The sequence below is a fragment of the Pseudomonas sp. CBC3 genome (genome assembly GCF_037967085.1).
In the GTDB taxonomy this organism is placed as follows: domain Bacteria; phylum Pseudomonadota; class Gammaproteobacteria; order Pseudomonadales; family Pseudomonadaceae; genus Stutzerimonas.
In genome coordinates this window covers 852,106-874,225 of the sequence record NZ_JBANEO010000001.1, presented here as the reverse complement: position 1 = coordinate 874,225, position 22,120 = coordinate 852,106, and the positions used below count along the sequence as shown (strand labels likewise).

General features: G+C 63.0%; 23 protein-coding genes. 9 read left to right on the top strand and 14 right to left on the bottom strand.

Annotation, left to right across the window (positions count from 1 at the left end; genetic code table 11):
- Positions 1-11: 11 nt before the first annotated feature.
- Complete coding sequence (locus V6943_RS03955) at positions 12-212, bottom strand: twin transmembrane helix small protein (protein ID WP_340552658.1); 201 nt, start codon at positions 210-212, stop codon at positions 12-14.
- A gap of 83 nt (positions 213-295) precedes the next feature.
- On the opposite strand from V6943_RS03955, the gene V6943_RS03950 reads away from it, so the two are divergent.
- The 5 genes from V6943_RS03950 to V6943_RS03930 all read left to right on the top strand — a co-directional run bounded on the left by V6943_RS03950 (position 296) and on the right by V6943_RS03930 (position 4,381).
- A complete protein-coding gene (locus V6943_RS03950; protein ID WP_340553023.1) occupies positions 296-1,003 on the top strand; it encodes an SURF1 family protein in 708 nt (235 codons plus the stop codon).
- A 5-nt stretch (positions 1,004-1,008) separates the two neighbouring features.
- Positions 1,009-1,590, top strand: coding sequence for a hypothetical protein (locus V6943_RS03945; RefSeq protein ID WP_340553022.1), 582 nt, complete (start codon positions 1,009-1,011; stop codon positions 1,588-1,590).
- Between the two features lie 154 nt (positions 1,591-1,744).
- Positions 1,745-2,812: a COX15/CtaA family protein gene (locus V6943_RS03940; RefSeq protein ID WP_340552657.1), complete on the top strand. Its 1,068-nt coding sequence runs from the start codon at positions 1,745-1,747 to the stop codon at positions 2,810-2,812.
- Positions 2,813-2,828: 16 nt separating this feature from the next.
- Entirely contained in the window at positions 2,829-3,728 is a 900-nt protein-coding gene (cyoE, locus tag V6943_RS03935; RefSeq protein ID WP_340552656.1) for a heme o synthase, read from the top strand.
- 20 nt (positions 3,729-3,748) lie between these two features.
- On the top strand, positions 3,749-4,381 hold the full coding sequence (locus tag V6943_RS03930; protein ID WP_340552655.1) for an SCO family protein: 633 nt from the start codon (positions 3,749-3,751) through the stop codon (positions 4,379-4,381).
- A 160-nt stretch (positions 4,382-4,541) separates the two neighbouring features.
- Here V6943_RS03930 and V6943_RS03925 read toward each other — a convergent pair whose 3' ends face one another.
- Genes V6943_RS03925 through V6943_RS03915 form a run of 3 tightly spaced genes read right to left on the bottom strand, consistent with a single transcriptional unit; the run spans position 4,542 to position 7,046 of the window.
- The gene (locus V6943_RS03925) at positions 4,542-5,315 is read right to left on the bottom strand and encodes a MetQ/NlpA family ABC transporter substrate-binding protein (RefSeq protein ID WP_131649245.1); all 774 of its coding nucleotides are present in this window, start codon (positions 5,313-5,315) and stop codon (positions 4,542-4,544) included.
- 58 nt (positions 5,316-5,373) lie between these two features.
- The gene (locus tag V6943_RS03920; protein ID WP_340552654.1) at positions 5,374-6,039 is read right to left on the bottom strand and encodes a methionine ABC transporter permease; all 666 of its coding nucleotides are present in this window, start codon (positions 6,037-6,039) and stop codon (positions 5,374-5,376) included.
- Positions 6,039-7,046: a methionine ABC transporter ATP-binding protein gene (locus tag V6943_RS03915; protein ID WP_131649249.1), complete on the bottom strand. Its 1,008-nt coding sequence runs from the start codon at positions 7,044-7,046 to the stop codon at positions 6,039-6,041. Before V6943_RS03915 ends, V6943_RS03920 begins: the two co-directional genes overlap by 1 nt.
- A 266-nt stretch (positions 7,047-7,312) precedes the next feature.
- On the opposite strand from V6943_RS03915, the gene katE reads away from it, so the two are divergent.
- A complete protein-coding gene (gene katE / locus V6943_RS03910) occupies positions 7,313-9,448 on the top strand; it encodes a catalase HPII (RefSeq protein ID WP_340552653.1) in 2,136 nt (711 codons plus the stop codon).
- Between the two features lie 202 nt (positions 9,449-9,650).
- Here the strand turns inward: katE and V6943_RS03905 are convergent, their stop codons facing one another.
- The 4 genes from V6943_RS03905 to zur are packed head-to-tail and all read right to left on the bottom strand — an operon-like array spanning position 9,651 to position 12,200.
- The gene (locus V6943_RS03905) at positions 9,651-10,154 is read right to left on the bottom strand and encodes a M48 family metallopeptidase (protein ID WP_340552652.1); all 504 of its coding nucleotides are present in this window, start codon (positions 10,152-10,154) and stop codon (positions 9,651-9,653) included.
- Between the two features lie 6 nt (positions 10,155-10,160).
- The gene (gene znuB / locus V6943_RS03900; RefSeq protein ID WP_131649254.1) at positions 10,161-10,946 is read right to left on the bottom strand and encodes a zinc ABC transporter permease subunit ZnuB; all 786 of its coding nucleotides are present in this window, start codon (positions 10,944-10,946) and stop codon (positions 10,161-10,163) included.
- A gap of 1 nt (position 10,947) precedes the next feature.
- Positions 10,948-11,718 carry a zinc ABC transporter ATP-binding protein ZnuC gene (gene znuC / locus V6943_RS03895; RefSeq protein WP_340552651.1) on the bottom strand — a complete coding sequence of 257 codons (771 nt, stop codon included), beginning with the start codon at positions 11,716-11,718 and terminating at the stop codon, positions 10,948-10,950.
- Positions 11,715-12,200, bottom strand: a complete 486-nt coding sequence (gene zur / locus V6943_RS03890; protein WP_181099275.1) for a zinc uptake transcriptional repressor Zur — start codon at positions 12,198-12,200, stop codon at positions 11,715-11,717. The genes znuC and zur overlap by 4 nt, the downstream gene beginning before the upstream one ends.
- 32 nt (positions 12,201-12,232) lie before the next feature.
- Here zur and V6943_RS03885 point away from each other — a divergent pair, with 32 nt between their 5' ends.
- The 3 genes from V6943_RS03885 to V6943_RS03875 all read left to right on the top strand — a co-directional run bounded on the left by V6943_RS03885 (position 12,233) and on the right by V6943_RS03875 (position 16,307).
- Positions 12,233-13,246 carry a zinc ABC transporter substrate-binding protein gene (locus V6943_RS03885; protein WP_445324107.1) on the top strand — a complete coding sequence of 338 codons (1,014 nt, stop codon included), beginning with the start codon at positions 12,233-12,235 and terminating at the stop codon, positions 13,244-13,246.
- A gap of 164 nt (positions 13,247-13,410) precedes the next feature.
- Positions 13,411-15,561: an adenosylcobalamin-dependent ribonucleoside-diphosphate reductase gene (locus tag V6943_RS03880; RefSeq protein WP_340552649.1), complete on the top strand. Its 2,151-nt coding sequence runs from the start codon at positions 13,411-13,413 to the stop codon at positions 15,559-15,561.
- A 50-nt stretch (positions 15,562-15,611) separates the two neighbouring features.
- Positions 15,612-16,307 (top strand): TSCPD domain-containing protein, encoded by a 696-nt coding sequence (locus V6943_RS03875; protein ID WP_131649263.1) that lies wholly within the window; start codon positions 15,612-15,614, stop codon positions 16,305-16,307.
- Positions 16,308-16,497: 190 nt separating this feature from the next.
- Here V6943_RS03875 and ppnN read toward each other — a convergent pair whose 3' ends face one another.
- The 6 genes from ppnN to V6943_RS03845 form a co-directional block, all read right to left on the bottom strand.
- Complete coding sequence (gene ppnN, locus V6943_RS03870; protein ID WP_131649265.1) at positions 16,498-17,871, bottom strand: nucleotide 5'-monophosphate nucleosidase PpnN; 1,374 nt, start codon at positions 17,869-17,871, stop codon at positions 16,498-16,500.
- A 376-nt stretch (positions 17,872-18,247) separates the two neighbouring features.
- Positions 18,248-19,180 (bottom strand): phosphatidate cytidylyltransferase, encoded by a 933-nt coding sequence (locus V6943_RS03865; RefSeq protein ID WP_181099282.1) that lies wholly within the window; start codon positions 19,178-19,180, stop codon positions 18,248-18,250.
- Position 19,181: 1 nt separating this feature from the next.
- Positions 19,182-19,802, bottom strand: coding sequence for a lysophospholipid acyltransferase family protein (locus tag V6943_RS03860; protein WP_340552648.1), 621 nt, complete (start codon positions 19,800-19,802; stop codon positions 19,182-19,184).
- Between the two features lie 70 nt (positions 19,803-19,872).
- Positions 19,873-20,481, bottom strand: coding sequence for a CDP-alcohol phosphatidyltransferase family protein (locus V6943_RS03855; RefSeq protein WP_340552647.1), 609 nt, complete (start codon positions 20,479-20,481; stop codon positions 19,873-19,875).
- Between the two features lie 343 nt (positions 20,482-20,824).
- Positions 20,825-21,775 carry a homoserine kinase gene (locus V6943_RS03850; RefSeq protein ID WP_340552646.1) on the bottom strand — a complete coding sequence of 317 codons (951 nt, stop codon included), beginning with the start codon at positions 21,773-21,775 and terminating at the stop codon, positions 20,825-20,827.
- Between the two features lie 30 nt (positions 21,776-21,805).
- Positions 21,806-22,087, bottom strand: coding sequence for a DUF2782 domain-containing protein (locus tag V6943_RS03845; protein WP_181099288.1), 282 nt, complete (start codon positions 22,085-22,087; stop codon positions 21,806-21,808).
- Positions 22,088-22,120: the final 33 nt, after the last annotated feature.

Genomic DNA, 22,120 nt, shown 5'->3' with positions numbered 1-22,120 from the left:
GGTGCAACCCATCAACCGAACCCCGGCGGCAACTGACCGGAGTAAAAGCCCCAGGCGATCAGGGCGACAGTTAACGCGCTGAGCGAGACGCGAACGAACAGAGCGGTCACCAGACGGGAGGTGCGGCCTTCGTCCTTGACCAGAAAGAACAGTCCACTGAACAGACTGACCAGCGTGGCGACTAATAACAGAATAATCACCGCCTTGAGCATGAGCGGGTCCGCCGTGATAGGTGAACTGGGGGAAGTTGGGGGTGGAGTATAGCCAGCCGGATAAATACGTCGCGGGGCGCGGCATGAGCGGCTTCAAGCCGGGTTTGCTGCCAACGCTGGTGGTGCTGTGCCTGTTGCCGCTGCTGGTCTGGCTGGGTTTCTGGCAGCTGGAGCGCGGCGAGCAGAAGCGCGACATGCTGGCGCGTCAGGAGGCCCGCCAAGGGGCTGCGCCAGTGTCGCCGGAGCAGATAGAGAATCTCGAAGACCCCATCTACAGCCGCATCCATCTACAGGGCAGTTTCGATGTCGAGCACAGCTTTCTGCTGGACAGCCGCACCCGCGACGGCCAGGTCGGCGTCGAGCTGCTGCAGCCGTTTCAGGATCAGGCCAGCGGCCGATGGGTGCTGGTCAACCGGGGTTGGCTGCCGTGGCCGGATCGCCGCATCCCACCGAAATTCGACACACCGGATCGCCCGTTGAAGTTGGCGGCCTGGGTCTACGCCCCTTCGGGCGAGCCGTTCATCCTTAGCAAACGCATGGCTGAAGGCTGGCCGCGGCTGATCAATCACGTCGATGTCAACGAGATCTGGCAGCTGCTCGATCGCGAGGGCGTCAGCTACGAGCTGCGACTGGAGCCGGGGCCCACGGCATATCGCGCCGACTGGCCGGTGACCTTCATGAAGCCGCAGCAGCATGTGGGTTACGCGGTGCAATGGTTTGCGCTGGCGGCAGCGTTGCTGGCGTTGTTCATCTACTTCGGCGTGCACCAGGCACGGGGGAGCAAGCAGTGACCACGATGAATCCGACCTTCAACTCTGCGCCGCCGCAGCGGCGCCGTGGGCGGCTGCAACTGCTGCTGATCCTGGCCGTGGTGATCGGCCCCATGCTGCTGGCCAGCGCGATGTACCACTTCGGCTTCTGGGTGCCGCAAACCCGAACCTATGACGGCGCTCTGGTCGCGACCGGACAGGGTCGCGATGCGCTCGGGATCAGCACGCCGGTCGCCGCCGAGCCGCGCTGGGAGCTGCTGGTCACGGCACCGCAAGGCTGCGCCGAAGACTGCCAGCAGCTGGTCTACCTGGCGCGTCAGATCAATATCGGTCTGGCCCGCGAAGCCGGTCGCGCCGGCCATGCACTGGCCAGCGCGCAGCCCCTGGCCAACGATTATGACCAGCGCCTGCAACGCGAATATCCGCAACTGCAACGCTACTCGCTGGACGCAACCGTGTACGGCGCCAATCCCGACGTGCCCACCGGCCCGCAACTCTGGATCGTCGACCCACACGGGAATCTGGTGCTGCGCTACGACGCGAAAGCAGACGGCAAAGCGATTCTCGATGACCTGAAATACCTGCTGAAAATTTCGCAGATAGGTTGAAAAGCAGCCGGAAGCTGAAAGCCTGAAGCTGGGAGAAGCACTGAGCCAACCCCCTCTCCCTCAGGGAGAGGGCTGGGGTGAGGGGAACAAGCCAAGCCCTACGTTGAAATTGGGCACGGCACCTGCCAACAAGCTTTTCGATAACGAGGACCTTATGCAGCCAAGATCACGCCCCGGTTATCGCCTTGCCGTATTCGCCACGCTGCTGGCTGTGGTGGTGGTGTTGCTCGGTGCCTACACACGACTGACCCACGCTGGCCTTGGCTGCCCGGACTGGCCCGGCTGCTACGGGTTTCTCACCGTGCCCATGAGTGAAGACAAACAGAGCCTGGCCGCGCTGCGCTTCCCCGAAGCACCGCTGGAGGTGCACAAGGGTTGGAACGAGATGGTCCATCGCTACTTCGCCGGTGCGTTGGGATTGGTGATTCTCGCGCTCGCCGTGCAGGCTGTGCGCCGCCGCGCCGAGCCCGGTCAACCGGTCAAGTTGCCGTTGCTGCTGCTGGCGGTCGTGATCGCCCAGGCGGCGTTCGGCATGTGGACCGTCACTCTGCAACTCTGGCCGCAAGTGGTCACGGCGCATCTATTGGGCGGCTTCGCCACCTTGAGCCTGCTGTTCCTGCTGAGCCTGCGCTTGTCCGGTCGACAACCGGCGATCCCGAACGTGGCGGGTCGAGTCAGAGCGTTAGCGGTGATCGGCATGCTGGCGGTGATCGCTCAGGTGGCGCTGGGCGGCTGGGTCAGCAGCAACTACGCCGCGGTGGCCTGCACGGATTTCCCCACCTGCCATGGCGAGTGGTGGCCGAAGATGGATTTCATCAATGCCTTCAATCTGACCCACCACGACATCGGTCCGAATTACTTGGGTGGCATGCTCTTCGGCGAGGCGCGTACGGCCATCCACGTCACTCACCGCCTGGGTGCGCTGACAGTGACGCTCATCCTGTTGGCCCTGAGCTGGCAGCTCTGGCGCAACGGGTTGCCGCGTCTGGCCGGGTTGCTGCTGGCCGCGCTGGCTCTGCAGGTCGGGCTGGGCATCAGCAATGTTCTGTTCAATCTACCCCTGGCCGTCGCCGTCGCCCATAACGGCGGCGGAGCGCTGTTGCTGCTGGTTACCGTACTGATCAACCTTCGTCTCCTGAGTCAGGGCGCCGTCGCGGCGCGCGAGCCTGCACCTCAGGAACGTCCGAACACCGTGGGCGGGCTCGACCTGCCTCGCGCTTGACCACAAGGAGAACCCCATGGCGACTCTACTCAGCGAACGCGGCGCCCAGGCCAGCTGGCGCGATTACCTGGAGCTGACCAAGCCGAAGGTGGTGCTGCTGATGCTCATCACCTCCCTGGTGGGCATGTTCCTGGCGACGCGGGCAGGCGTGCCCTGGACCGTGTTGGTGTTCGGCAACCTCGGGATTGCGCTCTGTGCCGGGGGCGCGGCGGCGGTCAATCATGTGGTTGATCGGCGTATCGATTCAGTGATGGCGCGCACTCACAAGCGGCCACTGGCCGAGGGCCGGGTATCACCGGCTGCCGCGCTGTTCTTCGCGTTACTGCTGAGTGTGGCGGGAATGGGCCTGCTGCTGACCTTCACCAACGCGCTGGCGGCCTGGCTTACGCTGGCTTCGCTGGTCGGTTATGCAGTCATCTACACCGGCTTTCTCAAGCGTGCCACACCGCAGAACATCGTCATCGGCGGGCTCGCCGGCGCTGCGCCGCCGCTGCTCGGCTGGGTCGCGGTGACCGGCCAGATCACTGCCGAGCCGCTGCTGCTGGTGCTGATCATCTTCGCTTGGACGCCGCCCCACTTCTGGGCGCTGGCGATCCACCGCAAGGCCGAATACGCCAAGGTCAATGTGCCCATGCTGCCGGTCACCCACGGCGAGCACTACACCAAAGTGCACATCCTGCTCTACACGGCGGTGCTGCTGGCGGTGAGCTTCATGCCCTTCGCCATTCACATGAGCGGCCCGCTGTACCTCGCGGCAGCCGCGCTGCTGGGCGCGCGATTCCTGTTCTGGACCATCGTGCTCTATCGCGACAGCCGGCCCCATGCGGCGATCAAGACCTTCAAATTCAGTATCTGGTACCTGTTCGCGCTGTTCATCGCACTGTTGGTTGATCATTATCTGCTGCTCAATATCTGAGCCGCTCGACAAGGAACCTCATGACCCGCATCCAAAAAACCGTATTCGTTCTCGTCGCGCTGGTCGCGCTGGTCATTGGCCTGACGGTTTCCAAGGTGCTCAATACCGAGCGCCAGCTCGATACCGCCGAGCTGCTGGATGCCGGCATCGTGCTCTTGCCCCAAGGGCGCGACATGCCGGAGCTGACGCTGACCAACCAGGACGGCGAATCGGTGTCGCTGCAGCAACTGGAAGGGCAGTGGAACCTGCTGTTCTTTGGCTACACCTTTTGCCCGGATATCTGCCCGGCGACGCTGGCCGAACTGCGCCAGCTGCGCGGCATGCTGCCGGAGGAGACGCGCCAACAGATGCAGCCGATCCTGGTGAGCGTCGATCCCGAGCGCGATACGCCGGAGCAGCTGAAAACCTATCTGGATTATTTCGATGCCGGATTCATCGGCCTTACCGGGCCGCTGGATAACATCCAGACGCTTGCCAACGCCGCCGGCGTGCCCTTCATTCCGGGCGATACCTCGAAAGAGAATTACACCGTCGACCACGGCGGCAATCTCGCGCTGATCGGCCCTGATGGCCGCCTGCGTGGCTTCATCCGCGCGCCGATGCGTACCCAGAAGCTTGCAGAGCAATTGCCGATGGTACTGGCGCTGGAGTAAGCATCGCGCTTTGGGCCAGCCGGCCCGCTCTAAAAACGAAACCTTTCCGTAGGGCCGAACTTGTTCGGCCATTGCCAATTCGTGGCCGAATAAGTTAGGCCCTACAGCAATTAACGACGAACCCCGCACGCGGCGGGGTTCGTTGTCAGCTCGCAAAGGATCAGAAGGCGGGAACGACCGCGCCCTGGTACTTCTCTTCGATGAACTTGCGGACCTCTTCGCTATGCAGCGCGGCAGCCAGCTTCTGCATGGCGGCGCTGTCCTTGTTGTCCGGCCGGGCGACGAGGATGTTCACGTAGGGCGAATCGCTGCCTTCGATGATCAGGGCATCTTCGGTGGGGTTGAGTTTGGCTTCCAGCGCGTAGTTGGTGTTGATTAGCGCCAGATCGACTTGGGTCAGCACGCGCGGCAGCGTTGCGGCTTCCAGCTCACGGACCTTGATGTTTTTCGGGTTCCCGGCGATGTCCTTCGGCGTGGCGGTGATGCCGGCGCCTTCTTCAAGGGTGATCACGCCGGCTTTGGCCAGCAGCAGCAGCGCACGGCCGCCATTGGTGGCATCGTTGGGGATGACCACATTGGCGCCTTTCGGCAGATCGTCCAGCGATTTCAGCTCGCTCGAATAGGCGCCGAAGGGCTCGATATGCACCCCAGCGACGCTGACCAGCTCGGTGCCCTTGCCCTTGTTGAATTCATCTAGGTACGGCTGATGCTGGAAGAAGTTGGCGTCCAGGCGCTTTTCGGCAACCTGAATGTTCGGCTGCACATAGTCGGTGAAGACCTTCACCTTCAGATCGACGCCCTGTTCGGCCAGCTGGGGTTTGATGAATTCGAGGATTTCCGCGTGCGGAACGGCGGTTGCAGCGACGTTCAATTCGTCAGCAGCCTGGGCAGAGAAGGCCGTGACGGCGGCAAAGGCGGCAAGCAGTTTTTTCATCGTTTGGTTCCTTCAGAAGATGATCGGGTTGCGATGGTTCGCTCGCCCTGGTTGCGGTTCATTTGCGTGAAAAATGGGTGACCAGCTTGTCGCCGACGTTCTGCAGTACCTGCACCAGTACCAGCAGCAGGACCACGGTGACGACCATCACATCGGTCTGGAAACGCTGGTAGCCGAAGCGGATCGCCAGGTCGCCGAGACCGCCGGCCCCTACCACACCGGCCATCGCGGTGTAGGACACCAGGGTGATGGCGGTGACGGTGATAGCCGCGATGATGCCCGGCCTCGCCTCCGGCAGCAATGCGCTGAAGATGATCTGCCGCGTCGTCGCGCCCATGGCCTGGGTCGCCTCGATGATGCCGCGGTCGACTTCGCGCAGCGCGGTTTCCACCAGCCGCGCGAAGAACGGCGCGGCGCCCACCACCAACGGCGGGATGGCGCCGGCCACGCCCAGCGAGGTGCCGGTCAGCAGCACGGTGAAGGGAATCATCACGATCAGCAGGATGATGAACGGCAGCGAACGCAGCACGTTGACCACGAACGACAGCAGCGCATACAGCGGGCCGTTCTCGAACAATTGGCGCGGCCCGCTGAGAAACAGCAGCACGCCCAGCGGCAGGCCGAGCAGGATGGTGAACAGCAGCGAACCGCCGAGCATCAGCAGGGTGTCCAGCGTCGCCAGCCAGATTTCGTACCAATCCACATTGGTGAACAGAGCATCCATCAGCGCAGCACCTCCACGTGAACATCGGCGCTATCGAAGCGGGACAGGGCGGCTTGCATGTCGCCGCCAGTGAGCGCCAGGGTCAGCTGGCCGTAGGGGGTGTCCTTGATGCGATCGATCCGCCCCGAGAGGATGCTGAAATCGACCCCCGTCTCGCGCGCCACGGTGCCTAGCAGTGGCTGGTAGGTCGACTCGCCCTGAAAAGTCAGGCGCAGGATGCGGCCCGGCACGTGGGCGAAGTCATCGCGCTGCTCACCCTCATCCACCGCCTCGTCTTCCAGCACGAAACGCTGAGTAGTCGCATGCTGTGGATGCAGGAAAACATCGGTCACCGGGCCCTGCTCGACAATCAGCCCGCCATCCATCACCGCCACGCGATCGCAGACGCGGCGGATCACGTCCATCTCGTGGGTGATCAGCACGATGGTGAGGTTCAGCTCGCGGTTGATCTCGGCCAACAGTTGTAGCACTTGGGCGGTGGTCTGCGGGTCGAGAGCGCTGGTGGCCTCGTCGCAGAGCAGGATGTCGGGCTCGGTGGCTAGCGCGCGGGCGATGCCGACGCGCTGCTTCTGTCCGCCGGACAGCTGCGCGGGGTATTTACGTGCGTGGTCCTTCAGGCCGACCCGCTCCAGGAGGGCAGCGACGCGGCGTTCGATATCGGCTTTCGAGTAGGTGCCGGCCAGGCGCAGCGGCATGGCGACGTTATCGGCCACAGTCTTGGACATCAGCAGGTTGAAGTGCTGGAAGATCATCCCGACACGCTGGCGGAAGCGGCGCAGGCCGTCGGCCTCCAGTGCGGTGACGTCTTCGCCGTTTACCAGAATGCGCCCGCCGGAAGGTTCTTCCAGTCGGTTGATCAGGCGCAGCAGGGTACTTTTGCCGGCGCCGGAGTGGCCGATCAGGCCGAACACTTCGCCGGCTTCGATACGGAAGCTCGTCGGCTGCAGCGCCATCACGTCGCGGCTGGCGACGCGATAAGTCTTGTGGACGTCGTGGAATTCGATCACGGGCGAACCTGTAGATGGGGCGATACCGGCAGCATCTGCCGGCAAAAGATCGGCATTCTACCGCATCCGACGCACAGGCTCAGCCGCTGGGCGCATGGGCTGTCGGCGCCGATCATTGAGGTCCCCTATCACCGTCATGAGAAAAGCAAATTGGCGCAAGACCGACCTTGTACACGTCGTGGCTGTCAGTTTACCGAGCGCCGTGGAAAAGCCGGGTCAAGCAGACGGTCCGCCACGGCTTGCGCAACCCATTGCGAGGCCCCTCCATGACCGACATCAATGCCCCACGTAACGAAATAGCCGGCACCGACACGCCGGACCGCGCCAACCGCAACGCCAAGCTCGACCAGCTGGAAAACGTCCGCTCCGACGCCACCGGACAGGCCCTGACCACTAATCAGGGCGTGAAGATCGCTGACAACCAGAACACCCTTCGGGCTGGCGACCGTGGCCCCTCGCTGCTCGAAGATTTCATCATGCGCGAGAAGCTCACCCACTTCGACCACGAGCGCATTCCCGAGCGCATTGTCCACGCGCGCGGCTCGGCGGCCCATGGCGTGTTCGTCAGCTACGGCGACCACAGTTGGCTGACCAAGGCCTCGTTCCTCGCCTCCGAAGGCAAGGAAACCCCGGTATTTGCGCGTTTCTCCACGGTGCAGGGTTCGCGCGGCTCCGCGGACACGGTGCGCGATGTGCGTGGTTTCGCCACCAAGTTCTACACCGACGAGGGCAACTTCGATTTGGTCGGTAACAATATGCCGGTGTTCTTCATTCAGGACGCGATCAAATTTCCGGACTTCGTGCATGCGGTCAAACCCGAACCGCACAACGAGATTCCGCAGGCGCAATCGGCCCACGACACCTTCTGGGACTTCGTCTCGCTGACCCCCGAATCGGCGCACATGGTGCTCTGGACCATGTCCGATCGTGCTTTGCCGCGCAGCTTCCGGGCAATGGAAGGTTTTGGCGTGCACACCTTCCGCCTGATCAATGCAGAGGGGGTCTCCCGCTTCGTCAAGTTCCACTGGAAGCCGGTGGCCGGCGCCTTCTCGCTGGTCTGGGACGAGACGCTGAAGATCGCCGGCAAAGACCCGGACTTCAACCGCCGCGACATGTGGGAGGCCATCGAGAGCGGCGATCCCTTCGAATGGGAGCTGGGCGTGCAGGTGGTCGAGGAAGCCGACGAGCACAGCTTCGACTTCGACCTACTCGACCCGACCAAAATCATCCCCGAGGAGCTGGTGCCGGTGCAGAAGCTCGGCAAGATGACGCTCAATCGCAACCCGGACAACTTCTTCGCCGAGACCGAGCAGGCGGCCTTCCACATCGGTCACATCGTGCCGGGCATCGATTTCACCAACGACCCGCTGCTGCAGGGCCGGCTGTTCTCCTACACCGACACTCAGCTGCTGCGCCTGGGCGGCCCGAACTTCCACGAGATCCCGATCAACCGGCCGCTGTGCTCGCTGCACAACAACCAGCGCGATGCGTTCCATCGCCAAGCCATCCACAAAGGCCGCGCCAACTACGAGCCCAACTCCATCGATGGCGGCTGGCCCAAGGAAACTCCGCCAGCGGCGCAGGGCGGCGGCTTCGAGAGTTATCCGGAGCGCGTCGAAGGGCACAAGATTCGCAACCGCAGCGCGTCGTTCGGTGACCATTTCTCACAGGCCACGCTGTTCTGGAACAGCATGAGCGAGCCGGAGAAGGAGCACATCATCGGCGCCTACACCTTCGAGCTGGGCAAGGTGGAGCGGGCGTTCATTCGCGAGCGGCAGGTCAACGAGATCCTTGCCAATATCGACCTGGAACTGGCCCGCCGCGTGGCGGACAACCTCGGTCTGCCGGCACCGAGCGCACCCAGCGTAGCGAAGAAGGAACCGGCGACGCCGAGTTCGTCAGCGCTGAGCCTGATGAACCATGCGCCGGGCAACATCAAGTCGCGCAAGGTGGCGATCCTCGTGGCCAACGGCGTGGACGGCGCAGCCATCGATGCGTTCAAGGCCAAACTCGCCGAAGAGGGTGCCTTCGCCAAACTGATCGGCCCGACGCCTGCGCCGGTGAAAACCGCCGAGGGCAAGGCGCTGGTGATCGACGCGGCTATGGATGGTATGCCGTCTGTGATGTTCGACGCCGTGTTCGTGCCCGGCGGCGCCGACGCGGCGGCGGCCATGGCTCAGTCCGGCGAGGCCAAGCACTATCTGCTCGAAGCCTACAAGCACCTGAAGCCGGTGGTGGTGATAGGCGCGGCGCGGCCGTTGCTGGCGTCGCTGAATCTCATGCCCGACGCCGGTCTGCTGGAAGGCGATGACGTGGACGCGGTATTCGGCGCCTTCGTCCAGGCCCTCGGCCAGCACCGCGTCTGGGCACGCGAGGCGGCGGCCAAGGCAGTGCCGGCCTGATGTAGGTCGCAAGCTTTGTGCGCATGGAGGCGCTAAGGGCTAAGAGCTGTGGTCCTCCGGCAGCTTATCGGGGTTTGACTAAGTGTTCGCGAGCAAGCTCGCTCCTACATTAGGCGCTGCTCACCGTAGGAGCGAGCCTGCTTGCGAACAACCGCCATTGCGGAGCTGAAAGGAGACGATATCCATAAAGGCGTGCTTTAACTCAGCAACCTATGCTCTGCAGCTCGCGCCAGTGTAGGTACAGCCGCAGGTCGAACTCGATCTGGCCATAGCCCGGCAGCATGTGATCGCAGAGCTTGTAGAAGGCGCGGTTATGCTCGCTTTCGCGCAGGTGTGCCAGTTCATGGACGACGATCATCTGCAAGAACTCCGGCGCCGCGTCCCGAAACAGCGCGGCGACGCGGATTTCTTTCTTCGCCTTCAGCTTGCCGCCTTGCACGCGTGATACCGCGGTGTGCAGGCCGAGGGCGCGGTGGGTGAGGTCGAGGCGGTTGTCGTAGAGCACCTTGTCGATCGGCGGCGCGCTTTTCAGGTGATCCTGCTTCAGGCGCTGCACGTAGCCGTACAACGCCTTGTCGCTTTGGTGCTCATGGCGGCCCGGATAGCGGCGCTGCAGATAGTTGCCCAGACGCTGTTCAGCGATCAGCTGGCGGACCTGCTCAAGCAGCGGCTCAGGATAGCCGCGCAGGTATTTCAGATCAGTCATGGCCGTTCAATTGCGCTTGCGCCAGGCGAAGCTCAGCAGGAACAGCGCGGCGGCGCTGACCACGATGGACGGCCCGGCCGGCGTGTCTTCGTACCAGGACAGCGCCAGCCCCAGACACACCGCGACGATGCCCAACAAGCTCGCGCCCAAGGCCATCTGCTCGGGCGTTCGGGCGTGTCGCTGGGCCGCGGCGGCCGGAATGATCAGCAGCGAGGTGATCAACAGCACGCCGACGATCTTCATCGCCACGGCGATCACCATGGCGATCAGCAGCATCAGTGCCAAGCGGATGGCCGCGACGGGCAGGCCTTCGACCTTCGCCAATTCCTCATGCACCGTCACTGCCAACAGCGGACGCCATAGCGGGATCAGCACCAGCAGCACCAGTGCACTGCCGCCGGCAATCCAGGCCAGGTCGGTCGGGCCGACGGCCAGGAGGTCGCCGAACAGGTAACCCATCAGGTCGATACGCACATCCTGCATGAAACTCAGCGAGACCAGCCCGAGCGACAAGGTGCTGTGCGCGAGAATGCCGAGCAGGGTGTCGGATGCCAGTGGCTGGCGCTGCTGCAGAGTCACCAGCAACACCGCCAGCAGCACGCAGCAGACGACGACCGCGAGGGTCAGGTTGACCTCCAGCATCAGTCCCAGCGCGACGCCGAGCAGCGCTGAATGGGACAGCGTATCGCCGAAATAGGCCATGCGCCGCCAGACCACGAAAGAGCCGAGCGGGCCGGCGACCAGTGCCAGGGCCAGGCCGGCGAGCAGAGCGTTCAGTAAAAAGTCAGGCATGTCAGTGCTTGCAGTTCGGGCCGTGGACGTGGGGTTTACCGGTGATCACGCTGCCATGCAGGTCGTGGCTGTGATCGTGCTGGTGGTGATAGATCGCCAAACTACGCGCGTCCTGACCGAACAGCTCGATGAAGGCCGGGTCGGCACTGACCTGTTCCGGATGCCCGGAGCAGCACACGTGACGGTTCAGGCAGACCACCTGGTCGGTGGCGCTCATCACCAGATGCAGGTCATGCGAGACCATCAGTACGCCGCAGCCGTAACGCTCGCGTAGCTGGCCGATGAGCCGATAGAGCTCCGCCTGCCCGGCGACATCGACGCCCTGCACCGGCTCGTCGAGCACCAGCAGTTCCGGTTCGCGCAGCAGCGCGCGGGCCAGTAGCACCCGCTGCATTTCGCCGCCCGAAACCGATTGCAGCGGGCTGTCGATCACGTGCTCGGCGCCCACTTCGCTCAGTGCGCTGAGGGCCGCGGCGCGATCCACGCCCGGGACCAGACGCAGAAATCGCAGCACCGACAGCGGCAGGGTTGCGTCGACGTGAAGCTTCTGCGGCATATAGCCGACGCGTAGCTTCGGCTTGCGCCAGACGGTGCCGCTGTCCGGTTTCAGCAACCCCAATACCGCGCGCACCAGCGTGGTCTTGCCAGCGCCGTTGGGGCCGATCAGCGTGACGATTTCGCCACGCTGCACTTGCAGCTGCGCGCCTTCGAGCACCGGCTGCTTGGCGAAGCGGACATGGATGTCATCCAGGCGGATCAACGCCTCGCTCATGCCGCACTCCGGCAGGTCGCGCAAAGACCGACTACTTCAACGGTCTGGCCTTCGACTCGGAAATTCACGCTGTGCGCAGCCTGGTTAATGGCCTCGCTGACTATCGATTGCTCGAGCTCGATCGCGGTATGGCAGTTGCGGCAAATCAGGAATTGCCCCTGATGTGGATGCTCGGGGTGGTTACAGCCGATGAAGGCGTTGAGCGATGCGATGCGATGCACCAGGCCGTTTTCCAGCAGAAAGTCCAATGCTCGGTAGACGGTTGGCGGTGCGGCGCGACGGCCGTCCTGCTCGGTCAGCGCGCCGAGAATGTCGTAGGCGCCGAGTGGCTTGTGGCTTTGCCAGACCAATTCCAGCACACGCTTGCGTAGCGCCGTCAGACGCACACCTGCGCGCGCGCAAAGCGCATCGGCTTCGGCCAGCGCGCTACTGACGCAGTGATCATGGTCATGGGGAGTGCAGGCCAGCGGGATATTAGACATAGGCGAAGACGAGGCTTTGGAGAGACGTTATTATGTTACCCATTCGAACTAGCCGAGTGTTGCCCGTGTTTCGCCTTTTTTCGTTGCCTTTACTTGTAACTCTCATCTTTCTCGGCAGTGCGCCGGCCCGCGCCGAGGTGGCTCTTGTCACCAGCATCAAGCCTCTGCAGCTGATCGCTGCGGCTATCCAGGACGGCGTGGGCGAACCGCAGGTGCTGCTTCCGGCGGGCGCCTCTGCTCATCATTACGCGCTGCGGCCATCCGACGTACGGCAGATTCGCAGTGCCGATCTGTTTTATTGGATTGGTCCGGATATGGAAGCTTTCCTGGAACCGGTGCTGAAAGGCCGCGAAGGGCCGAGCGTTGCTGCGCAGTCGCTGCCGGGGCTGACGTTGCGTCATTTCGGTGATGAGCATGCCGAGTCCCACCATGGTCATGACGAGCATGCGCACGAAGCCGACAATCATGATCACGATGCACATGAAGCTCACGCGGCTGGCGGCCACCATGATCATGCGCACCGCCCCGGCAGTCTCGATGCTCACCTCTGGCTGTTGCCGGCCAATGCCTTGGTCATAGCCGCGAACATGGCCGACAAGCTGGCGGCCGTCGATCCAGCCAACGCAGCGCATTATCAGGCGAATCTCGAGGGGTTCCGACAGCGTTTGGACGCGCTCGATCAGCGCCTGACGAAGCGGCTAAGCGATACCGGTAAAAAGCCCTTCTTCGTCTTTCATGAAGCCTACGACTATTTCGAAGCAGCCTATGGCCTCGCGCATACCGGTGTGTTCGCCGCTGGCGAGGCCCAGCCGGGGGCGCGTCACGTCGCCGAGATGCGTCAGCGCCTGGAGCAAGCCGGCCCCAGCTGCGTATTTTATGAGCCGCCGATCCGTCCACGTCTGGCCGACAGCTTGATCCGTGAATTACCGGTACAGGTCGCCGAGCTGGACGCCATGGGTCAGGGCATCGAAGCCACCGCTGGCGGCTACGAGCGTCTGATCGAAGATCTCGGGATGTCGCTCGCCGTCTGTTTGGAAAGTCTGTAAGTAATTGGCAGCCAAGACAATTTGCTCTAACCGGGTTAGCGTAATCCCAAGCGCCACCGGTCAGGAATAGCCCTCGGGCATCGGCAACTTGATGAATGTCATCCCAAGTCCTGCCGTGCTGGCTTAAGCTTGCGTCTTTTCCCATTTGCATGAGGATGCGCAGCATGGCGAAGACCGACGGGCCGATTACGGCAGACAGTAAAACCGCCGCCGGAATCGCCCTGCAGGCGGCTTCCGAGGATATCTGGGCGCAGAAGTACCGCCTGACCGACAAGGACGGTACGCCCGTCGACGACAGCGTCGACGCCACCTGGCAGCGGGTCGCCCGTGCCTTGGCGGACGTCGAGTCGCAAGATAAGCGCGAGCACTGGTACGAGCGCTTCCTGTGGGCACTGCGCAACGGCGCCATCCCGGCGGGGCGGATCATTTCCAACGCCGGCGCGCAGGACTACAAGCCGGCCACCTCGACTATCAACTGCACTGTTTCTGGCACCATCGACGATTCGATGGACCAGATCCTCGGCAAGGTCCACGAGGCCGGGCTGACGCTCAAGGCCGGCTGCGGCATCGGTTATGAATTCAGCACCCTGCGCCCGCGCGGCTCCTTCGTTTCCGGGGCTGGCGCGCATACCAGCGGGCCGCTGTCGTTCATGGATATCTTCGACAAGATGTGTTTCACCGTCAGCTCCGCCGGTGGTCGTCGCGGCGCGCAGATGGGCACTTTCGACGTCGGCCATCCGGACGTGCGCGAATTCATCCGTGCCAAGCGCGAAGACGGCCGCCTGCGCCAGTTCAACCTCAGCCTGCTGATCACCGATGAATTCATGCAGGCGGTGGAAAACGACGCCGAGTGGCCGCTGATCTTCCCGCTGCACCTCAAGGAAAAGGCCGAGCTGGATCTGGACGACCCCGAGCAGATCGTCTGGCGCGAGTGGCCGAGCCACGAGGGCTACATCGTCCGCGACGATGGCCTAGTCGCCTGCAAGATCTACGGCCGGGTCAAGGCGCGGCACCTGTGGGACATGATCATGGTCTCCACCTACGACTACGCCGAGCCGGGCTTCATCCTCATCGACCGCGTCAACCAGTTGAACAACAACTGGTGGTGCGAGGCGATCCGCGCGACCAATCCCTGTGGCGAGCAACCATTGCCGCCCTATGGGTCCTGCCTGCTGGGTTCGATCAACCTGACCAACTTCGTGATTGATCCATTCGGTGCCGATGCCCGTTTCGACTGGGACAAATACCGCGAAGTGGTGCGTCTGTTCACCCGCATGCTCGACAATGTCGTGGAAATCAATGGCCTGCCGTTGCCGCAGCAGCGTCACGAGATCGAGCAGAAGCGCCGTCACGGTATGGGCTTCCTCGGCCTCGGCTCGACCCTGACGCTGCTCAAACTGCGTTACGGCAGCCCGGAAGCCTGCGTATTTACCGAAGAAGTCGCGCGCGAAATGGCGCTGGTCGGCTGGGAAGAGGCGCTCGAACTGTCGAAGGAGAAGGGGCCGGCGCCCCTGCTTGCCGAGACCTTTGAAGTCACCGCCGAGATGCTGCGCAAGCGCCCGGAAATGAAGAAGCACGGTTACAAGGCCGGCGACCAGGTGCCGGGTCGCGTGCTGCACGCCAAGTATTCGCGTTACATGCAGAAGATCGCCGAATATGCGCCCGAGCTGATCGAGGCGCTGGCCGAGCAGGGCGCGCGCTTCACTCATCACAGCTCCATCGCGCCCACCGGCACCATCAGCCTGAGCCTGGCCAACAACGCCTCCAACGGCATTGAGCCGAGCTTCGCCCATCATTACTCGCGCAACCTGATCCGCGCCGGACGCAAGGCGAAGAAAAAGATCGAGGTGTTCAGCTATGAGTTGCTGGCCTATCGCACTTTGATCAACGAGCGAGCCAAGCCGGGTTCCGACGTGCCGGGCGAGAAGCTGCCCGACTACTTCATCACCGCCGACGACATCACCCCGACTCAGCATGTCGACATTCAGGCGGCCGCGCAGAAGTGGGTCGACTCGTCGATTTCCAAGACTGCCAACGTGCCCACCGACTATCCGTTCGAGGCCTTCAAGGACATCTACCGCTACGCCTGGCGCCAAGGCCTCAAGGGTTGCACCACCTTCCGCTTCAACCCGGCGGCGTTTCAGGGCGTGCTGGTCAAGGAAGCCGACCTGGAAAAGACCCTTTATCGCTTCGTTCTCGAAGACGGCAGCGTGGTCGAGTTGAAAGGAAATGAAGAGGTCGAATACGACGGCGAGGTCAATTCCGCCGCCAACCTGTTCGATGCCCTCAAAGAAGGCTATTACGGCAAGTATTGAGCCCCGACCAGTAGCCGGGCGGCGCGCGCCGCCCGGATGGAGAACCTGTAATGACCGTCAAGATTACTCAGCGCATCAAGGGCTTCAAGGTTGTCGATGAGACCCTCGAACGCCCCGCCGTAACGCCCGACAGCAACGCCAGCAAGGCGAAGGTGGTGGAGATGGACGAAAGTCTGCAACGCCCAGAAACGCTGGTCGGCATGACCTACAAGATCAAGTCGCCGCTGTTCGAGCACGCGCTCTACGTCACCGTTAATGATGTCGTGCTCAACGCCGGTACGCCCCACGAGCAGCGCCGGCCGTTCGAGATCTTCATCAATTCGAAGAACATGGATCATTTCCAGTGGATCGTCGCGCTCACCCGGATCATGTCCGCGGTGTTCCGCAAGGGCGGCGACTGCACCTTTTTGGTCGAGGAGCTGAAAGCAGTATTCGACCCGCGTGGCGGCTACCTGAAGAAGGGCGGCGTTTACATGCCGTCCATCGTCGCCGAAATCGGCGGCGTGCTGGAGCGCCATTTGATAGCCATCGGCATGCTCGAAGGTCACGCGCTGGACGAAACCCAGCTCAAATACCTGGCTGAGAAACGCGCCGCCTACGAAGCCAGCCAGGGCGCGGTGGCGGTCGAGCCGGGCGAAGGCTTCCCGGCTGGCGCGCAACTTTGCAACAAGTGCAACACCCAGGCGGTGGTGCAGATGGATGGCTGCGCTACGTGTTTGAATTGCGGGAATTCGAAGTGCGGATGAGCGGGCGTACGTTCAGCTAGTAGCGGGCATACGAACCCGCTGTCATCCCTGCGGTGGTTGCGACAAGCTCGCCAATGCCACCGCCGGAAATGGAAGGCCCGCCGCGGAGGCGGACCTCTCCCACAAAAGCGCGCTTATACGTTAGAAAACACTTCGCCCCTGGCTCGGGCCTTGGGGCGGGGCTGCGCCTTCAGCTCACCACCCGATAGCACGGCTCGTAAGGGCGTCCGCCGGGTAGCTTCATCCGATGCTGCAGGACGAACGCCTGCAGCAACTCGTCCAACGGTTTCATGATCGCCGCGTCGCCGTGGATCTCGTAACGGCCGAACTTTTCGATGCGGCGGATACCCTTGTCCTTCACATTACCGGCAACGATGCCGGAGAACGCCCGGCGCAGGTTCGCCGCCAATTCATGGGGCGGTACGTCGCGGGTCAGGCGCAGGCTGGCCATGTTCTCGTGGGTCGGGTCGAACGGATGCTGGAAACCTTCGTCGATCTTCAGCAGCCAGTTGAAGTGGAAGGCGTCGTTGCGTTCGCGACGGAACTGCTTGACGGCTTTCAGCCCCTCGACCATCTGCCGGGCCACCTCGGCCGGGTCGTCGATGACGATCTGATAGTGGCGCTGGGCTTCTTCGCCGAGTGTCGCGCCGACGAAATCGCGTAGCTGCTGCAGGTAGGGCGCGGCGCTTTCCGGACCGGTGAGGATGACCGGGAAGGGCACGTCGCGGTTGTCCGGATGCAGCAGAATACCCAGCAGATAAAGGAATTCCTCCGCCGTGCCGACACCGCCGGGGAAGATGATGATGCCGTGGCCGACACGGACGAAGGCCTCCAGACGCTTCTCGATATCCGGCAGGATCACTAGTTCATTGACGATCGGGTTCGGCGCTTCGGCGGCAATGATGCCCGGCTCGGTTAGGCCCAGATAGCGGCCGCTGACGATGCGCTGTTTGGCATGGGCGATGGTTGCGCCCTTCATCGGGCCTTTCATCACGCCTGGGCCGCAACCGGTGCAGATGTTCAGGTTGCGCAGGCCCAGCTCGTGGCCGACACGCTTGCTGTACTGGTATTCCTCGGTGCTGATCGAATGCCCGCCCCAGCACACCACCATGTTCGGCTCGATGCCGGAGCGCAGGGTGCGTGCATTACGCAGCAGGTGGAAGACGTAGTCGGTGATGCCGGCGGAACTGCTCAGGTCGATGCGCGAGCTGCCCAGTTCGCTCTCGGTGTAGACGATGTCACGTAGTGCGCTGAAGAGCATTTCGCGCGTGCTGGCGATCATCTGCCCATCGACGAAGGCATCGGCGGGCGCGTTGATCAGCTCCAGGCGGACGCCGCGGTCCTGCTGATGAATGCGGACCTCAAAGTCGTCGTAGGCCTCCAGGATGGTCTTGGCGTTGTCGATGCGCGCGCCGGTGTTGAGGATCGCCAGGGCGCACTGACGGAATAGCGTATAGGTGCTGCCCGAACTGGCTTCGCTGAGCTGTTGTACTTCTCGCTGGGACAGTGTTTCCAGGCTGCCCTTGGGGGCTACCGAGGCATTGATTACATAGCGTGAGGTCATTCGTTCTGTTCCCTGAAAACAATGCCACCGAGCCAGGCAGGTCAGGTGCATCAGGTTGGTAAGCGCAGCGCGGTGTGGTCGCGCACAGTGCAATCGTCCAGGCTAGCATCGCGCCAGCTTCTTCAGTGGCAATGCCTGCTTTCAGATCGCCACGACGTCAGCCAGCTGAGACCGGCCATCTTACACCTGCCGCAGCGGCGCGCATGGCGGGGTTCACTTGACGCCCAGGACACGAGAAAGGTTCCGCACGATTAGCCATCGGTTGAGTTGGTTGGTATGCATCCGGCGCGTCTGGCCACCGGACGGTTCGACAGTGTCGGCGCAGTTGGACTGCGCCGCCTTAGTCTGTTTCGTCACGGCAGCGGGGTGCTGCGGCTCACGCCCACCAATAACGCACCGTGTGGAAAAAAATCGGCGCGGCGAAGCATACCGAGTCGAGGCGGTCGAGCATGCCGCCGTGCCCTTCGATCATGTGCCCCCAGTCCTTCACGCCACGGTCGCGCTTGATCGCCGACATCACCAGCCCGCCGAAGAAGCCCAGCAGGTTCAGCAGCAGTGCGATCAGCGCCGCCTGCCAGAAGGTGAAAGGCGTGATCCAGAACAGCGCCGCGCCGATCAGCGTTGCCAGCGCGATGCCGCCAACGAAGCCTTCAACGGTTTTCGATGGCGACAGGTTGGGCGCGATCTTGCGCTTGCCGGCGAGCTTGCCGCAGACGTACTGCAGCACGTCGGAGAGTTGCACCACCATCACCAGCCAGGCGATCAGCAACAGGTTGCGGCCTTCGAAACCGGCGATTTCCAGCGTCAGCAGCGCCGGCACATGCGACACGCAGAACACCGCGATCATCAGGCCCCATTGCACCTTCGAGGCACGCTCAAGATAGCGCGTGGTGTCGCCGCCCAGCGAGGCGAGGATCGGCAACAGCAGGAAGATGTACACCGGAATGAAGATCGCGAACAGGCCGTACCAGCCGATACCGACCAGCAGGTATTGCACCGGCAGCACGAAATAGAACGCCGCGACCAATGCCGGATAATCGCTGCGCCGGGTCGGTGCCAGGGTCATGAACTCGCGCAGGGCGAAGAAGGAAACCAGATAAAAAAGGATCACCACCGCCGTGTGCCCGAGCCAGAAGGCGATGCCGATCACCGCGACCATCACCCACCAGGCGTTGATGCGCGCGTTGAGGTTGTCGACTACCGGGTTCTCGGCGTCGCCACTGCGGCGCTTGAGTACGAAGCCGATCAGCGAGGCCAGGGCGAGCAGGGCGCCGATTCCGGCGAACAGCATGAGTGTGTTGTTGTCCATGTCAGGCTTCCTCCGGCGCCAGTTCCAGCAGCGCCTCGCAGGCGCGGGTCAGGAAAGCGTCCTTGTCTTCGTTCTCGTCGATGCTCAGCGGCGCGCCGAAACTGACCGTGCACAGCAGCGGCAAGGGCAGCGAGCGGCCCTTCGGCATCACGCGGTTGAGATTGGCGATCCATACCGGCACCAGCTCCACCTCGGGTCGCGCCTGGCCGAGACGGTAGAGCCCGCCCTTGAACGGCAGCAGCCCCTCTTCGAGATTGCGTGTGCCCTCCGGAAACAGGATCAACGAATGCCCTTCATCCAATGCATCGAGCATCGGCTGCAACGGATCGACCAACGGGTCGCGCCGCTCACGGTCGACCAGCACGCCGTGAAACACGCGATTGATGATGAAGCGGCGCATCTGTCCCTTCTGCCAGTAATCCGCACCGGCTACCGGTCGGGTTCGTTTGCGCAGGTCGGGCGGCAGGGAGGCCCAGAGCAGCACGAAGTCGCCGTGGCTGGTGTGGTTGGCGAAATAGATACGCTGGGTGCGGGTTGGCGCGCAGCCTAGCCAGAGACTGCGCGTGCCGGTGAGCAGGCGCGCCGCGGAGGTGAGAAGGAAAGCGGACAGGTAGCCGAGCATCTATGGTTCCTCGGGGGCATTGACGGTTGACGGGGCGCAGAGCTGAGCGCAATGAGCAACTTGCGAGAAATCAGGCCGCCGTTTCGTTCAATCCCTGGCGTACACGGTTGATCAGCGTGTACAGCGCAAGGGCGGCTATCAGCAGCAATGCGCCATTGATCCAGCTTGCGGGCAACCAGCCGCAGGCCACGCCAGCGGCCAGCACGCCGAAGGCAAAGGCGCGATCGCTTTTGCCCATGGGGCCGTCGTAGCGGCGCGAGGCGCCCACCATCGGACCCAATACGCCGGCGTACTCACTGAACAGCGCCAGCAGGACGACCAGCACCACGGCCATCGCCGAAACGCCTGGCAACAGGGCGAAAGGAAGGTAGAGGGCGCTGTCCGCGACCACATCGCAGAGCTCGTTGAGATAGGCGCCCAACCGGGACTGCTGGCCGAATTCGCGGGCCAGCATCCCGTCGATGGCATTGAGCGCCATGCGCAGGAGCATCCAGACGGGGATCAAGGCGAAAAGCCAGGCGAGCTCCACCCACAGCGCGACGACGCCAGCGACCAGTAGCGACAGCACGAGGGCGGCGATGGTGACCTGGTTGGCGGTAATGCCGAGCGCGTGGAGGCGCTGCACCAATGGGCGCAACAGATCCTGGAAGCGTGGCTTGAGCTGATAGATGGAAAGCATCATCGATTCCTTTCGATGTAGGGCATGGTGTGCGCGAATGATTGTGCAAGCGGCGAAGCGCGATCAATCGGAGCCGGACTTTGGGGAAAAACAGGGCGCGTGGCAAGTAGGCTCAGCGGTGCGCCGCTGTTTTTGGGAGCTGGTCGGCGTCAATAGTAGAAGGACCCGCTATGGCGCTGGGTTCACTGCGAATTGATGTGCCAGCCAAGTATCCAACGTTCGGAGATCCACCCCGGGCTTCGGTACATGACTGCTTCAGTTCGGCCAGATCTTCGATGCGTGTGGGTCCGGCGATTCCTTGCGGTCGCGGTGTTCCGCCGTGTTCAACCTCTTGGCCTGGCTATTAGAGCGCAAACGGCAATGCGCTATGGCATTGTCGGCGGGCGGCGAGCAGGCGGCGGAATTCTTCAGGGTCCTTGATCAGCACGGGTTGCCCGGCGAAGTTCTGCGCGGCGATCAGGCGCGAGAGCCAGAACCGCACGCCGGCCACGCGCAGCATCGGCTGCCATAGCTCAGCCTCGGCCGGGGTGAAGCGGCGCAGGCTGGAGTAGGCGGCGAGCAATGCCTGGCTGCGTTCATCGTCGAGCTCGCCGTTGGGGTGGCTGCACCAGTCGTTAACCGTGATGGCGATGTCGTAGAGCATCGGCCCGGAGCAGGCGTTATAGAAGTCGATCACGCCGGTCAGGTGACCCCCCTCGAAGAGCACATTGTCGCGGAACAGATCGGCGTGCAGGTTGGCGCGGGGCAAGGCGAGGATATTCGGCTTCAGCTCGGCGATTTCCGTCAGGCTTTCGCGCAGTAGCGGTAGCTGGTTCTCCGGCAATCCCATGGCAATGCTGGGGCCTTCTTCCTGCATCCAGTCCAGGCCGCGGTCGCTGCGTCGCTCGAGGATGTGTTCGCGCGTCGCCAGATGCAGGCGCGCCAGCAGCCGGCCCACTTCGGTGCAGTGGTGGGCATTGGGCGCCGCCACGTGCCGGCCCGGCAAGCGCGGTTGCAGCAGCGCCGGCTTGCCTGCCAGGTTGCGCAGGGCTTCGCCGTCGCGGGTGTGTAACGCGTAGGGCACCGGCAGGCCGGCTCGGTGCAGTACCTCGAGCAGCTCGATGAAGAACGGCAGGTCCTGGGTCGGCCCGCGCTCAACCAGGGTCAGAACGTACTGGCCCTGTTCCAGGCTGACGAAGAAATTGCTGTTCTCGCTGCCTGCGGCGATGCCCTCGAACTCTTGCAGACGTCCCAGTTGATAGGGCGCCAGAAAGGCTTCCAGTTCTTCGTATTGCAGCGGGGTGAATACCGACATGAGTGGCCTTCCGTTATCGTCGTCGCGGCGTTACCAGCTGAAGATTTCCCAGGCAGGGATCAGCATGTCCGGGCGGTCGGCGCGGATGAAGTTGCTATCGCCATCGGCGCGCACCAGGAAGTAGGGCTTGCCGTTCTTGGGCGTGATCTTCACAGCATAGAGGAAGCCATTGACCCGGTATTCCTCAACGGTCCGGTCGCCCTCCTGGCGAATGGTCACATCGGGCTCACCCTCGACCGACTCCTGGGCAAAACCGGTCAGCGGCACGAGCGCCAGCAGGCCGGCCAGCATCAGAGGTTTGAGCGTACGCATGATAACCTTGCCCTTTGTCGTCAAGTGGTCCCT

Bases quoted from the DNA above. Each gene is read 5' to 3' on its own strand.
- V6943_RS03955 (WP_340552658.1), bottom strand. From the start codon at position 212: ATGCTCAAGGCGGTGATTATTCTGTTATTAGTCGCCACGCTGGTCAGT.
- V6943_RS03950 (WP_340553023.1), top strand. From the start codon at position 296: ATGAGCGGCTTCAAGCCGGGTTTGCTGCCAACGCTGGTGGTGCTGTGC.
- V6943_RS03945 (WP_340553022.1), top strand. From the start codon at position 1,009: ATGAATCCGACCTTCAACTCTGCGCCGCCGCAGCGGCGCCGTGGGCGG.
- V6943_RS03940 (WP_340552657.1), top strand. From the start codon at position 1,745: ATGCAGCCAAGATCACGCCCCGGTTATCGCCTTGCCGTATTCGCCACG.
- cyoE (WP_340552656.1), top strand. From the start codon at position 2,829: ATGGCGACTCTACTCAGCGAACGCGGCGCCCAGGCCAGCTGGCGCGAT.
- V6943_RS03930 (WP_340552655.1), top strand. From the start codon at position 3,749: ATGACCCGCATCCAAAAAACCGTATTCGTTCTCGTCGCGCTGGTCGCG.
- V6943_RS03925 (WP_131649245.1), bottom strand. From the start codon at position 5,315: ATGAAAAAACTGCTTGCCGCCTTTGCCGCCGTCACGGCCTTCTCTGCC.
- V6943_RS03920 (WP_340552654.1), bottom strand. From the start codon at position 6,039: ATGGATGCTCTGTTCACCAATGTGGATTGGTACGAAATCTGGCTGGCG.
- katE (WP_340552653.1), top strand. From the start codon at position 7,313: ATGACCGACATCAATGCCCCACGTAACGAAATAGCCGGCACCGACACG.
- V6943_RS03905 (WP_340552652.1), bottom strand. From the start codon at position 10,154: ATGACTGATCTGAAATACCTGCGCGGCTATCCTGAGCCGCTGCTTGAG.
- znuB (WP_131649254.1), bottom strand. From the start codon at position 10,946: ATGCCTGACTTTTTACTGAACGCTCTGCTCGCCGGCCTGGCCCTGGCA.
- znuC (WP_340552651.1), bottom strand. From the start codon at position 11,718: ATGAGCGAGGCGTTGATCCGCCTGGATGACATCCATGTCCGCTTCGCC.
- zur (WP_181099275.1), bottom strand. From the start codon at position 12,200: ATGTCTAATATCCCGCTGGCCTGCACTCCCCATGACCATGATCACTGC.
- V6943_RS03885 (WP_445324107.1), top strand. From the start codon at position 12,233: ATGTTACCCATTCGAACTAGCCGAGTGTTGCCCGTGTTTCGCCTTTTT.
- V6943_RS03880 (WP_340552649.1), top strand. From the start codon at position 13,411: ATGGCGAAGACCGACGGGCCGATTACGGCAGACAGTAAAACCGCCGCC.
- V6943_RS03875 (WP_131649263.1), top strand. From the start codon at position 15,612: ATGACCGTCAAGATTACTCAGCGCATCAAGGGCTTCAAGGTTGTCGAT.
- ppnN (WP_131649265.1), bottom strand. From the start codon at position 17,871: ATGACCTCACGCTATGTAATCAATGCCTCGGTAGCCCCCAAGGGCAGC.
- V6943_RS03865 (WP_181099282.1), bottom strand. From the start codon at position 19,180: ATGGACAACAACACACTCATGCTGTTCGCCGGAATCGGCGCCCTGCTC.
- V6943_RS03860 (WP_340552648.1), bottom strand. From the start codon at position 19,802: ATGCTCGGCTACCTGTCCGCTTTCCTTCTCACCTCCGCGGCGCGCCTG.
- V6943_RS03855 (WP_340552647.1), bottom strand. From the start codon at position 20,481: ATGCTTTCCATCTATCAGCTCAAGCCACGCTTCCAGGATCTGTTGCGC.
- V6943_RS03850 (WP_340552646.1), bottom strand. From the start codon at position 21,775: ATGTCGGTATTCACCCCGCTGCAATACGAAGAACTGGAAGCCTTTCTG.
- V6943_RS03845 (WP_181099288.1), bottom strand. From the start codon at position 22,087: ATGCGTACGCTCAAACCTCTGATGCTGGCCGGCCTGCTGGCGCTCGTG.